This is a genomic window from Bradyrhizobium sp. USDA 4354, from assembly GCF_054060315.1.
Genome location: NZ_JBSSDC010000001.1, coordinates 6,162,524 through 6,175,542 on the forward strand (window position 1 = coordinate 6,162,524; position 13,019 = coordinate 6,175,542).

The following is a 13,019-nucleotide window of genomic DNA, read 5'->3' on the forward strand; positions in this document are numbered from 1 at the left end:
GCGAAGCGACGAAACAATCCAGGCTGCCTCCGCGGAAAGATTCTGGATTGCTTCGCTGCGCTCGCAATGACGGGCTGGGCTACAGCCTTACTTCATCAGCGGGATCGAGAACTCCGCGCCTTCCTTGACGCCGGACGGCCAGCGCGAGGTCACCGTCTTGGTCTTGGTGTAGAAGCGGACCGAATCCGGACCGTGCTGGTTGAGATCGCCAAAACCCGACTTCTTCCAGCCGCCGAAGGTGTAATAGGCGATCGGCACCGGGATCGGCACGTTGATGCCGACCATGCCGACATTGACCTTGGCCGCGAAGTCGCGCGCGGCGTCGCCGTCGCGGGTGAAGATGGCAACGCCGTTGCCGTAGTCGTGATCCGAGGGCAGCGCCAGCGCTTCCTTGTAGTCGTGCGCGCGCACGACCGAGAGCACCGGGCCAAAGATCTCTTCCTTGTAGATTCGCATGTCCTTGGTGACGTTGTCGAACAGCGAACCGCCGAGATAGAAGCCGTTCTCGTAGCCCTGCATCTTGAAGCCGCGGCCGTCGACCGCCAGCGTCGCGCCTTCCTTGATGCCGATGTCGATGTAGCTCTTGACCTTCTCGACCGCCTCGCGCGTCACCAGAGGACCGTAATCGGCCGACGGATCGATCGAGGTGCCAATCTTGAGGCTCTCGACGCGCGGGATCAGCTTTTCCATCAGGCGGTCGGCGGTGGACTTGCCGACGGGCACCGCGACGGAGACGGCCATGCAGCGCTCGCCGGCCGAGCCGTAGCCGGCACCGATCAGCGCGTCCACGGCCTGGTCCATGTCGGCATCGGGCATCACGATGGCGTGGTTCTTGGCGCCGCCGAAGCACTGGCAGCGCTTGCCGGTTTGCGCCGCGCGCTCGTAAATGTACTGCGCGATCGGCGTGGAGCCGACGAAGCCGATGGCCTTGATATCGGGGTCATCGAGGATGGCGTCGACCGCTTCCTTGTCGCCGTTGACGACGTTGAGGATGCCGGCCGGCAGGCCCGCCTCGATCATGAGCTCGGCGAGCAGCATCGGCACGCCGGGATCGCGCTCGGAGGGCTTGAGGATGAAGGCGTTGCCGCAGGCGATGGCGGGCGCGAACTTCCACATCGGGATCATCGCCGGGAAATTGAACGGCGTGATGCCGGCGACGACGCCGAGCGGCTGGCGCATCGAATAGATATCGATGCCGGGGCCGGCGCCTTCGGTGTATTCGCCCTTCATCAGATGCGGGATGCCGCAGGCGAACTCCGCGACCTCAAGGCCGCGCTGGATGTCGCCCTTGGCGTCCGGCACGGTCTTGCCGTGCTCGCGGGCGAGCAGCTCGGCGAGCTTGTCGTAGTCACGCTGAACCAGCTCCACGAATCTCATCATGACGCGGGCGCGGCGCTGCGGATTGGTCGCGGCCCATTCGGGCTGTGCTGCGCGCGCATTCTCGACGGCGGCGCGGACCTCGGCCTTGGACGCCAGCGCCACCTTGGCCTGGACGTCTCCGGTCATCGGCTCGAAAACGTCGGCGGTGCGGCCCGAGGTGCCCTTGACCTCCTTGCCACCGATGAAATGTCCGATTGAACGCATGGAATGATCTCCTTCAGGCCGAGCGTGGTCGCTTTGACAAATCCTATTGACCTGCATTTTATAGGATTCAAGTCTGAGATAATGCACCATAGATGTGCGAAAATGCTGGATCAAGGCGCTATCGACTGGGACGACTTTCGCTTCGTGCTGGCCATCGTGCGGGGCGGCTCGGTGTCGGCTGCGGCAAAACAGCTCGGGGTCGACCATGCCACGGTGATCCGCCGGGTCGACCGGCTGGAGAAGCACCTGTCGGCCAAGCTGTTTGACCGGCGCAAGACCGGCTACCTGCTCACCGAGGCCGGACAGCGCGTCGCCGACAGCGCCGAGGCCATGGAATCAACCATCGTCGCCAATCAGGAGCAGGTCGGCGGCTCCGTGGCGCGGCTGACCGGCACAGTGCGGATCGGTGCGCCTGACGGATTCGGCACCGCCTTCCTGGCGCCACGGCTGGCGCCGTTCGCGGACCGGTACCCCGATCTCGATCTGCAACTTGTGGCTACCGCGCGGCTGTTCAGCCTCTCCAAGCGCGAGGCCGACATCGCCATCAGCCTGACCATGCCGAAGGAGGGTCGCATCGTCGGCCGCAAGCTGCTCGACTACCGGCTCGGGCTCTATGCCGCACCTGTCTATCTCGATCGTTTCCCTGAGATCACTTCGCGGCAGGACCTGACGCAGCACCGCTTCGTCGGCTACATCGAGGAGCTCTTGTTCACGCCGGAGCTCGACTATCTGCCGCAGGTGTCGCCGCGGATCTCCGCGCGCTTCCGCAGCGCCAACCTGATCGCGCAGCTCAACGCCACGCTCTCGGGCTTCGGCATCGCGGTGCTGCCGCATTTCATGGCCAGCGACTATCCGCAGCTGGTGCCGGTGCTGCCGGAGGAGATCTCGATCACCCGCACCTTCTGGATGCTGATGCACGCCGACAGCAAGGACCTCGCGCGGATCCGGGCGGTGGCGGATTACATCTCCGAGATCGTCGAGCGCGAGCGCGCGTTGTTTGCGGGGCGGTGAACACCACTCTCGTAGGGGGGCAAAGCAACGAGGCGCGCAAGGCGCGGCTCCTGGCGTGCCCACCATGCCGTCGCGTGCGCAGAGAGATGGTCGGCACGGCGCAAAGGCGCCTTTGCCACCCTCGCACCTAACTCTGCTTCGCCTTCTTTGCTGCCGTGACCTTCGGCTCACGCTTTGCACCATCGAGCGCGCTGTCCCGGCCCACCTTCAGCACCTCGTCGGACAGCTCGCTCGAGCCTGCGATGCGCGCCAGCAGCATGGTGCCGGCCATCGTGGCGAGGGTCGCTATCGCCTGCTTGCGCGCGACCTTGCGCGGCAGGTTGGGGATGGTGTCGGTCAGGGTCTCGATCATCTGGTCGAGCTTGCCGGCAAAGGCCTTGCGCGTCTTTGGGCTCTCGCGGGCGATCTCGGCGCCGAGCGCGGGAATCGAGCAGCCATGGCCGGGATTGTCGCGATGCAGCGTCGAGAGATAGCTCTCCGCGATCAGCGCCAGCCGCTTTTCAGGAACGGCCGCGCCGGTGAGCTTGCGCCAGTGCTCCATCGAGCGGTCCATGGCATAGCCAAAGGCCTCGATCACCAGCGCCTCGCGGGAATCGAAATGCGCGTAGAAGCCGCCATGGGTCAGGCCCGCCTCCTTCATGAGGTCGGCGACGCCGATGCCATGAGCGCCCTTTTCGCGCAGCCGCACGGAAGCCTTCTTCACGATCCGATCGTGGGTTTCCTGCTTGTGTTCTCGGGAATAGCGCATGCGGATCTCATTGGATGTCGGAGATCATCTCATAACACGAAAGTGGCCCGAACGGTGCATTAATTCATGTTTAGTTGTTGCCGATCATGGAAAAGGTTGCAGTTGCATGGACCGCGAGCGCGCCTTTGCCGTCGCGGACGAAGCCTTCGGTGTAGCTGGTCTGGCGCCCCAACTTGATGATCTTGCCCTCGGCCGAGATCAGTCCCGAGCGATCCGACAGCGGGCGCAAGTAGGCCAGCTTCAGATCGAGGGTCACCGAGCTCTGTCCGGCCTCGAGCCGGGTCGAGATCGCACATCCCATGGCCGTATCCAGCAGCGCCGCCGCGGTGGCGCCATGGAGAAGACCGATGGTATTTTCGAGATCCTCGCGCGGCTCCAGTTCCATGACAATCCGGCCCGGCTCGACCACGGCCATGGTGAAGCCGATCAGCTTGGCGAAGGGCGGCGGCGGCAGACGACCGTCGCGAATGCCAAGCATGGCGTCCATGCCCGACAACGCCATGGCCGCTCTCGCGACCGGCGCAGGCACCTGCCAGTCCACCACGCGCTCACGTCGCTGCGCCGGCGAAAACAGGTCGAGTTGATCGATGTCGGCCATGGTCACCCCTTTATATGATCTACGTCATACTATGCCACGGATTTCGCGTTGACAACTCCGCCCCTCCTGCCCGCTTGACAAACCGGTCGTTTCGGCTCGGAAGTGATCCCGACCAGCGTACCTTGCGCGTCCACGAAAGCCTTTCGAGATCCCACGATGGAAATGCTCAACCACCACTGCGGCGTGACGCGCGATACGCGTGGCGTCGTTCATGTCGCAATCTGCAACGCCGGCCCCCTCAACATTCTCGGCTCGCCCGTGACCGACGCCGTGCGCGAAGGCCTCCGGCAGCTCAGCTCCGACCGCAGCATCCGCGTCGTTGTGCTGCGCGGCGAGAGCGAGAAGAGCCTGATCGGGGGTGCCGACATCAAGGAGATGGCCGGGCTCGACCAGACATCCGCCGAAGCCTTCATCAGCCGCCTGCGCGATCTCTGTGAAGCGGTACGCGCCTTCCCGGCCCCCGTCATCGCACGCATGCCGGGCTGGTGCCTCGGCGGCGGGCTCGAAGTCGCCGCGGCCTGCGACTTCCGCATCGCCGCGCATGATGCCCATTTCGGCATGCCCGAGGTGCGCGTCGGCATTCCCTCGGTGATTCACGCAGCCCTCCTGCCCCGCCTGATCGGCTGGGCCCGCGCGCGGTGGCTGGTGATGACGGCGGAGAACATCGACGCTCCGACGGCGCTGGCGTGGGGCCTGGTCGACAAAGTCGCCGCGCCCGGCGACCTGGATGCCGAGGTCGAGCGTGTCGTGAAGGCATTGCTCGCATGCGGTCCCGAGGCGCTGCGCTCGCAGAAGGCGCTGCTGCGGCAATGGGAGGAATTGCCCCTGACGGAGTCGGTGAACCTAAGCGTCAAGGTATTCGGCGAGTCGTTCCTGACGGATGAGCCGACGCGGCTGATGCAGACGTTTGTCAACCGGAAGCGGTAGGAGCGCTGACTCCGCCTTGCTTGTCTCGCCATGTGCGAAATAGCTGGTATGCGAACATCAAACCGAGAAGCCACAACACGGCTTGCGAGGCAACCACGTTGTCAAATGAGCAGTCGGGCGCGTGGAACGGCCTGACTGTTCGCGCCGGATGAAAGGCCAGCAGCGCGATCACGACCGCGAGGTTCAATTTCCATCGCCTGCGGTACAACGCGACCATCACAAGGGCCGCGCCCAGCAGACCTGACGCGGCCCAGTAGTAGTTCGCCATCTTGACGGCCTCTGCGGTAGACCCCTCCACGTTGACGAGCGAACAGGCAATGGCAGGCTTCGCGATGAACGTCAGGATCAGTGCAGTCGCAACCAGCGTGCCGGACAGCACGGTTGAAATCCTTGCGGTCATGCAGTGTCCCCTTCAACCAACAGTGACCTTAGATCGGCTCCATACCTTCCAGCAACACCGAATCAGAGTCTTGCGGCGACCATCGCGCCCACGGCCGGAGCCCACCTCCTCCCCAATCGAACGACCAAATCTCATCCGAACCACGACATTTTCTCATCCCTGCCGCGGTTGCATTTTTTGCGCCGCATCATATGATGATCATAATCTTACACGTCATCGCCAGGGAGTCCCATCATGGCCGAAGCCGCCGATCCCGTCGTCATCGTCTCTGCCGCACGCACCCCGCTCGGCCGCTTCATGGGCGAATTGTCGCCGCTCCCCTCCCATAAGCTTGGCTCGCACGTGATCGGTGCGGCGCTGGAGCGCGCCAAGCTCGCGCCCGAGAAGGTCGACGAGGTCTTCATGGGCTGCGTGCTGCCGGCCGGACAAGGCCAGGCGCCGGCGCGGCAGGCGGCGCGAAGTGCCGGGCTACCCGATGCCACCGGCGCGACCACGGTCAACAAGGTCTGCGGCTCCGGAATGAAGGCGACCATGCTGGCGCACGACATCATCCGCGCCGGCTCGGCAGAGATCGTCGTTTCCGGCGGCATGGAGAGCATGAGCAACGCGCCCTATCTGCTCGCCAAGGCGCGCGGCGGCTATCGCGTCGGCCACGACCGCATCATCGACCACATGATGATGGATGGCCTGGAGGACGCCTACGAGACCGGCCGCTCCATGGGCGATTTCGGCGAGGCGACGGCGGAAGCCTATCAATTCACCCGCAAGGATCAGGACGCGTATGCGATGGAGACGCTCAGCCGCGCCCGCAAGGCCGTCGAGGGCGGCGCGTTCAAGGCCGAGATCGCGCCGATCACGCTGACCGAAAAGGCCGGATCGCGCGTGATCGCCAATGACGAGCATCCGCTGAAGGTCGATCCCGCCAAGATCCCCGGATTGAGGCCGGCATTCCGTGCCAACGGCACGATTACGCCGGCAGCCTCCTCCGCCAATGCCGACGGCGCTGCCGCGCTGGTGCTGACCAAGCGCTCGCTGGCCGACCGCAACGGTCTGCCTGTTCTTGCCGAGATCAAGGGCCATGCCACCCACAGCCAGGAGCCGCAATGGTTCACGACGGCGCCGATCCCGGCCATCCGCAAGCTGCTGGACAAGGTCGGCTGGGCCGCCTCCGATGTCGACCTGTTCGAGATCAACGAGGCCTTTGCCGTGGTGGCAATGGCGGCGCAGCGTGACCTCGGCATTCCCCGCGACAAGCTCAACGTCAACGGCGGCGCCTGCGCGCTCGGTCATCCCATCGGCGCCACCGGCGCGCGGCTGATGGTGACGCTGCTGCATGCACTGGAGGCGCAGAACCTCAGGCGCGGCATCGCGGCGCTCTGCATCGGCGGCGGCGAAGCCACGGCCATTGCAGTGGAGCGCCTCGCCCACTGACACGAAAGTCCGAAAACGAGGGAACTCTGTCATTTGAGACAGACGCATCCCGTGCCATTCTGCAACCTCGCGCAGGCCGCCCAAGAGCCTGTGATCAACGTTGAGGCCCAATGATCTCGAACTGGCTCGCGGCAGCACTGTCCCGCCGCAACATCCACTATGGCTGGGTGATGGTCGGCGTGACCTTCCTCGCCGCGCTGATCAGTGCCGGCACGGTCGGCGCGCCCGGCGTGTTCATCGTTCCCCTGCAAAAGGAGTTCGGCTGGAGCACGGCGGAGATTTCCTCCGCGCTGTCGATCCGCTTCATCCTGTTCGGGCTGATGGCGCCGTTCGCGGCCGCCCTGCTCAACCGTTATGGCCTGCGCAACGTCACGCTGGCCGCCCAGCTGATCGTGGTCTCGGCACTCGTGCTCTCGCTCGGCATGACCGAGGTCTGGCAGCTCATCGCGCTGTGGGGCGTCGTGATCGGGATCGGCACCGGCATGACCGCGCTGGTGCTCGGCGCGACCATTGCCACGCGCTGGTTCGCAGCAAGACGCGGCCTCGTCGTCGGCATCATGACCGCGAGCGTCGCCACCGGCCAGCTCGTGTTCCTGCCGCTGCTGGCAAGCCTGACCGAACGGTTCGGCTGGCGGCTCGCGCTCGGCTTCGTCTGCGTCATGCTCGGCGTTTCCGCACTGGCCGTGCTGCTCGCGATGCGTGACCGGCCCAGCGATGTCGGCCTGCGGCCGTTCGGCGATGAGGGCTCCGCGCCCCTGCTCGCACCGCCGGTGAGCCACGGCTCGATCACGGCGGTGGCACTCGGCGCGCTGCGCGATGCCTCGAAGTCGACCGCGTTCTGGATCCTGTTTGCGACCTTCTTTGTCTGCGGCGCTTCGACCAATGGCCTCGTCCAGGTGCACTTGATTCCGATGTGCCTCGACTTCGGCATTCCGCAGGTGCAGGCGGCGAGCCTGCTGGCGGCTATGGGCATCTTCGACTTCTTCGGCACGATCATGTCGGGCTGGCTGTCGGACCGCTACGACAACCGCTGGCTCTTGTTCTGGTACTACGGCCTGCGCGGGCTGTCGCTGATCTTCCTGCCGTTCAGCGATTTCTCGTTTTACGGCCTCTCGGTCTTCGCGATGTTCTACGGGCTCGACTGGATCGCGACAGTGCCGCCGACGGTGCGGCTCACCGCACAGAAATTCGGGCCCGAGCGCGCCAATCTGGTGTTCGGCTGGATCTTCGCCGGCCATCAGCTCGGCGCCGGCACGGCCGCGTTCGGCGCCGGTTTCTCGCGAACGGTCTACCAAAGCTATCTCCCCGCCTTCTTCATCGCCGGCGCGCTCTGCGTGTTCGCGGCCCTGATCGTGCTGGCGCTGTCACGGCAGCCGAAGACCGAGCCGAAGCCGGCAATGGCCTAGTACCTGATCGTGGTGGTGACGCCGAACACCGCGGCGTCACCAATCCGCGAGACGCCGGTCGGATCATTCGGGTTCGGGATGCCGCCGGAGGGGCGGAGCACGTATTGGACGTACGGCGCGACCAGCCAGCCCGGCTTGACGTGCGCCTCGTAGATCATCTCGATCAGGGCCTCGTTGCTGCGCACCGGACTCTGGATGCCGGTGAAAGCCTGGGTGTCGATATCGAGATTGCGCGCGGTGTTCGATATCCGCATATAGGCCATCGCCACGCCGAAGCGGTCGAGCGGCCGGCCCGGCGTGAAGCCGACGAAGCTGATGCCGCCGTCCATGTACAGATCGATCAGATTGCGATCCGGCGGGCTGTAGGCGATGCGGCCAAAGGCGATGATGCCAGGGAGCGAGGCCGAGGTGCTGTTCCCCCTGAGCTCCGGCGGGCGATAGAGCACCTGCTCGATCACGGCGAAGATGCCGTAATTGCCGCGAAGCTTTGCGGGGATGCCGCTCCCGGACGGATCGGCAATCGATTGCCCCTCTGCCGTGAAGCGCTGGCTGTCGAACGAGCCATAGTGCTTCCACGCGCCCGGCGTGAAGCTGCCGGCGAGCGGACGGCCGCCGACACCGATGTGGTAGTTGAAGCGGACCTGCCCGATCACCCAGGGCGGATCGTTGACGCGGAAGGCCAGACCATGATGGTCGCGCAATTGCGGATCGATATCGCCAGGCCCTGACGGATCGCCGTTGAACACCGCGCCATAGGCGGTGATCCTGTCTGATAGCGCAGCCTTGATGCGAATACCGGGCACCGCGATCGGCGGTGCCGGGCCGCCGGCCGGGAGGTTGGAGGCCTTGATCGCCGGCCAGCCAAAGGTGCCGTTGACGAAGAGGTCGTCGGTCTGGCTGTCGAAGAACTCGACATCGGCGGCTTGCTGGCCGGCCCTGATGTTCAGCCGATCATTGAAGAAACTCTGCTCGAAATAGGCATTGTAGAGCCGCTGGTCGGGCAGCGCCTCGATCTCGCTGATGGTGGCGAGGTTCATGACATGGTTGCGGGAGAGCCCGCGGCCGTAGATCACGAGGGCATTGGCGTAGAAGCGGCCGCCGGTCCAGCCGACCAGCTTGTCGAGATCGGCATCAACCGACAGATCGAGCCGGCCGAAATGGATGGCGCCGCGCTTCACGCCGCCGGAAGTGTTGGCGATATTGTCCGCGATATAGATCGCACCGAAATTCAGGCCCTTGTTGGCGAGGCCGTCATGCCACTCGTTGAACCATCTTGGGAACAGCCATCCGGCCGCGTTCTCGTCCTTGGCGCCCGCAAACCCGTTGGTGCTCCCGGCCGTGCACGCCAGCGCAATCGTGGCCGCGCGTCGCAACGGAGATCTCTGGGCACGCCAACTCACGATCGATACGCTACTTGAATATGCCCGTCCGTCGCATGAACAGGTAGGCCGCGCCGACTGAGGAGGCCATCAGCACCGCCGCCCAGAGGAATCCGGTCTCGACATCGGTGAGCGGCAGGCCCTTGGTGTTCATGCCGAAGATGCCGGTGACCAGCGTCGGCGGCAGCAGCATGGAGGTCACGATCGACAGCGTATGGAGGTGGCGATTGCTCTCCTCCTCGTTCTTGAAACGCAGCTCCTCCTCGAGCAGGCGGCTGCGTTCGCGCAATTCGACGATGTCGTGATCGAGGCCGTCCAGCCGCTGCGCCAGCTTGCCGGCGTGGATGCGCAAGGCCGGCGCGAGGTGATCGGTGTCCTTCTGGTCGAGGCGGTGGAACAGCACGCGCAGGCCGGTGAGCTGACGATGCAACCTGACGCAGGTCCGGCGCAGCCGGCCCAGATTGCGGCGCATCTCCGGCCTAGTATCGTCAGCGAGAATCCGCTCCTCGATCTCGTCGATCTCCTGCCCGAGCTTGTCGGTCATCCTGTCAAGCGTGTCTGCGACCTCGTCGACGATCTTCTCCAGGAGATGGGCAACATTGTCGACGCGGTAGCCGCCTTCAAGCACGCGGCGCGTCGCTTCCGCCGAGCACAGGGCGTGATGGCGGCCGCTGACCAGGAGATGCTCGGTCATGGCGAAGCGCAGGAACGCGGCCTCCTCCGTCGGACTATCGATCTCGCGCACGAGGTCGGAGAACACGCCGTAGACGCAGTGATCGATCACGTGGAGCTGCTGGAACGTGTCGTTCGACAGCAAAAGCTCGCGCGCGAGCGGCGGCAGCGTTGATGCCGCGATCCACGGCCGCACCCGCGCATCCGTCAGGTTGAAATGCAGCCAGAGCCGGCCGTCATGGCTGAACTCGATCGGCTGGTCGATCGGCAGCGCCTCGGCGCTGCCGTCGCTATGCAGGCGGAACGCCCAGACGAGACCGGGAATGGCAGGCTCGGCATTCGTTATCGCGCTGACAAGCTTTGCCGGCTCAGCCATGGCCAACCCCAACCGTCGACAATGCCCCGTATCCGGAAGATGGCTGACGGCATCTTCCGGACCCACGCGGGTACTCAATTACGCCAGTGTTACAGTTTGATGTTGGCCCCTACTCCGCCGCCAGCTCGGTCGCGGCGGCCTCGGCTTCCCTGATGTAGTCATGGACGACGCGACCGAACGGCAGCGTCAGGTCGGCGATGTAATGGTGCGCGCCGAGGCAGCGCCGGACCGGGAAATCTGCGACCGGCGCATTGACATGCGGTACCAGATGCAAGCGGCCGGGCCCCATCCACGAGCCCTTCGGCACGATGTCGACGAGGTTGATAGCGACGAGCTGGCAGACTTCGAGCCGGCCGTCGACGCCGGGGATCATCTTCAGGTTGACCTGCGTCTTCGACAGCGTGGCGCGGGTGAGATCGCCATTGCCGGCCATGCTCTCGTGCTTGTAGCCCATCGTGCCCATGGCGACGAGCTGGCCGGCATATTCCAGCGTGCCCGTTAGCGTGTCCTTGACGATCTCGAGCTTGGGATGGGCGTACTTCTTGGGGAAGCCCCAGATCTCGCGGCCGGCGGCGATCGGCGGATCGTCGTCCAGATACATCTGCGAGACGAAGTTGACCTCCTCACCGTTGAGGCGCGCCGGGATGACCAGCCCGGACTCGGTGTAGCTGCCGAAGCCGGAGGAGTCCGGCATCTTGATCCATTCATAATGCACGATCGGCTGATCGATCGGCTCCAGCGGCTCGGGCAGGCCGGCGCGGATCAGCTCCGGATCGGTCTCGTAGGTGATGACGAGGAATTCGCGGTTGACGAAGCGATAGGGCCCGGCGGGATAGCTCGGCCCGGCCGCGGGCATGGACGGAAGTCTCAGCACGTCTTCCCTGCGCATCGGTTGTCTCCTGCTGTGTGATGTCTCTAGTGCCTGCCCGGCAGCGTCGTGCGGTGATGCAAAGTGCTAGCCGGCCTCATTGACTGCGATGTGAAGGATTTCCGTCAGGCACGCGACCGCTGCCATTCCTGCTGAGCCAGTGCATGCAGCCGATGCATCGGCGCCAACTCTGTCATCACGCCGTCACCGCGGGACGCAATCGTTCGGGAATACGCGAGGGAGGCACAGCATGGACGCCCGCACGTCGCAACCGATGCATTCGACACATCAGCCGCCCTTGCGGGGCTGGCGGCCCGAGCGCTGCGACCGGGTCGCACTGGTGCTGCAGGGCGGCGGCGCGCTCGGCGCCTACCAGGCCGGCGTCTACCAGGCGCTGCACGAGGCCGGCATCGAGCCGGACTGGGTCTGCGGCGTGTCGATCGGCGCGATCAACTCCGCCATCATCGCCGGCAACAGGCCGGAGAAGCGGCTGGAGGCGCTGCGCATCTTCTGGGAGCGCATCACCAACCGCAAGATCTGGCACTACACGCCCGACGGCGACGTCTTCCGCCAGTGGCGCAATCTCACCAGCGCGTGGATGACGTCCGCACTGGGCCAGCCGGGCTTCTTCACCCCGCACCAGGTCAATCCCTGGTTCAGCCCTGTCGGCGCGCGGACCGCGACCAGCTATTACGACACGATGCCGCTCAAGGAGAGCCTCAACGAGCTCGTCGACTTCGACCTGATCAACGAGAAGAAGGTCCGCTTCGCGGTCGGCGCGGTCAACGTGCTCTCCGGCAACTTCATCTATTTCGACAACGCCCATGACGAGATCGGGCCGGAGCACGTGATGGCTTCCGGCGCCCTGCCCCCGGCGCTGCCGATGGTGCGGATCGGCACCGATCATTTCTGGGACGGCGGCATCGTCTCCAACACGCCGCTGCAGCATCTGCTCGACCAGGAGGATTCGCTCAATTCGCTGGTGTTCCAGGTCGACCTGTTCAGCGCACGCGGCGTGCTGCCGCGCTCGATCCAGGACGTGATGGCCCGCCACAAGGACATCATGTATTCCTCGCGCACGCGCCACAACACCGACGTCTACCGCCGCACGCACAACCTCAAGGTCCTGCTCCACAAGGCGCTGGCGAAGCTGCCGGACGAGCAGCTCTCCGAGGAGGAGCGCAAGCTCAAGACGAGCCTGCGCAACATGCCGGAGATCGCGATCCTGCATCTGATCTACCAGCAGAAGGCCTACGAGGGCGACGCCAAGGACCACGAGTTCTCGGGCACCTCGATGCGCGAGCACTGGACCAGCGGTTATGAGGACACCAAGCGCACGCTGAAGCGCCGCGACTGGATCAAGATGCCGGACGAAGGCATGGGCCTCGTGGTGCACGACGTGCACCGGGAGACGGAGTGGGCGTAACTCTGTCTTCCTCGTCATTGCGAGCGCAGCGAAGCAATCCAGTAACCCTCCGCGGAGACCGGCTGGATTGCTTCGCTGCGCTCGCAATGACGGAGCAAGTTGCGTCGTCTCCACCACCAATTCGCATTCCGCTTGTAGACACACTTTCGCATTCTCGCGACTCGTTTCGCCCGAGCTTTGCTCTCTTCGTTGC

The 13,019-nt window shown here is 64.9% G+C and carries 12 protein-coding genes; 5 read left to right on the forward strand and 7 right to left on the reverse strand.

The window, feature by feature from the left end; translation table 11 throughout:
• Positions 1-87: 87 nt before the first annotated feature.
• Entirely contained in the window at positions 88-1,584 is a 1,497-nt protein-coding gene (locus tag ACVIIV_RS28765; protein ID WP_456747162.1) for a CoA-acylating methylmalonate-semialdehyde dehydrogenase, read from the reverse strand.
• 102 nt (positions 1,585-1,686) lie between these two features.
• Here ACVIIV_RS28765 and ACVIIV_RS28770 point away from each other — a divergent pair, with 102 nt between their 5' ends.
• Complete coding sequence (locus ACVIIV_RS28770) at positions 1,687-2,595, forward strand: LysR family transcriptional regulator (RefSeq protein ID WP_456747163.1); 909 nt, start codon at positions 1,687-1,689, stop codon at positions 2,593-2,595.
• Between the two features lie 127 nt (positions 2,596-2,722).
• On the opposite strand, the gene ACVIIV_RS28775 is transcribed toward ACVIIV_RS28770, so the two are convergent.
• Positions 2,723-3,343, reverse strand: a complete 621-nt coding sequence (locus ACVIIV_RS28775) for a TetR/AcrR family transcriptional regulator (protein WP_456747164.1) — start codon at positions 3,341-3,343, stop codon at positions 2,723-2,725.
• A gap of 70 nt (positions 3,344-3,413) precedes the next feature.
• Entirely contained in the window at positions 3,414-3,941 is a 528-nt protein-coding gene (locus tag ACVIIV_RS28780) for a PaaI family thioesterase (RefSeq protein WP_456747165.1), read from the reverse strand.
• A 156-nt stretch (positions 3,942-4,097) separates the two neighbouring features.
• Between ACVIIV_RS28780 and ACVIIV_RS28785 the strand changes: the two genes are divergently transcribed.
• Positions 4,098-4,868, forward strand: a complete 771-nt coding sequence (locus ACVIIV_RS28785; RefSeq protein ID WP_456747166.1) for an enoyl-CoA hydratase — start codon at positions 4,098-4,100, stop codon at positions 4,866-4,868.
• Here ACVIIV_RS28785 and ACVIIV_RS28790 read toward each other — a convergent pair.
• Positions 4,852-5,268 (reverse strand): hypothetical protein, encoded by a 417-nt coding sequence (locus ACVIIV_RS28790; RefSeq protein ID WP_456747167.1) that lies wholly within the window; start codon positions 5,266-5,268, stop codon positions 4,852-4,854. The two genes, ACVIIV_RS28785 and ACVIIV_RS28790, sit on opposite strands and share 17 nt — an antisense overlap.
• A 234-nt stretch (positions 5,269-5,502) precedes the next feature.
• Between ACVIIV_RS28790 and ACVIIV_RS28795 the strand changes: the two genes are divergently transcribed.
• Both ACVIIV_RS28795 and ACVIIV_RS28800 read left to right on the forward strand, forming a co-directional pair.
• Positions 5,503-6,699 carry an acetyl-CoA C-acyltransferase gene (locus ACVIIV_RS28795; protein ID WP_456747168.1) on the forward strand — a complete coding sequence of 399 codons (1,197 nt, stop codon included), beginning with the start codon at positions 5,503-5,505 and terminating at the stop codon, positions 6,697-6,699.
• Positions 6,700-6,809: 110 nt separating this feature from the next.
• A complete protein-coding gene (locus ACVIIV_RS28800; protein ID WP_456747169.1) occupies positions 6,810-8,105 on the forward strand; it encodes an MFS transporter in 1,296 nt (431 codons plus the stop codon).
• On the opposite strand, the gene ACVIIV_RS28805 is transcribed toward ACVIIV_RS28800, so the two are convergent.
• From ACVIIV_RS28805 to ACVIIV_RS28815, 3 genes are all read right to left on the reverse strand, one after another.
• On the reverse strand, positions 8,102-9,478 hold the full coding sequence (locus ACVIIV_RS28805; protein WP_456747170.1) for a carbohydrate porin: 1,377 nt from the start codon (positions 9,476-9,478) through the stop codon (positions 8,102-8,104). The two genes, ACVIIV_RS28800 and ACVIIV_RS28805, sit on opposite strands and share 4 nt — an antisense overlap.
• 37 nt (positions 9,479-9,515) lie before the next feature.
• A complete protein-coding gene (locus ACVIIV_RS28810; RefSeq protein WP_456747171.1) occupies positions 9,516-10,532 on the reverse strand; it encodes a transporter in 1,017 nt (338 codons plus the stop codon).
• A gap of 109 nt (positions 10,533-10,641) precedes the next feature.
• On the reverse strand, positions 10,642-11,421 hold the full coding sequence (locus ACVIIV_RS28815; protein WP_456747172.1) for an acetoacetate decarboxylase: 780 nt from the start codon (positions 11,419-11,421) through the stop codon (positions 10,642-10,644).
• A gap of 229 nt (positions 11,422-11,650) precedes the next feature.
• On the opposite strand from ACVIIV_RS28815, the gene ACVIIV_RS28820 reads away from it, so the two are divergent.
• Positions 11,651-12,826, forward strand: a complete 1,176-nt coding sequence (locus ACVIIV_RS28820; protein WP_456747173.1) for a patatin-like phospholipase family protein — start codon at positions 11,651-11,653, stop codon at positions 12,824-12,826.
• The last annotated feature ends 193 nt before the right edge of the window (positions 12,827-13,019 follow it).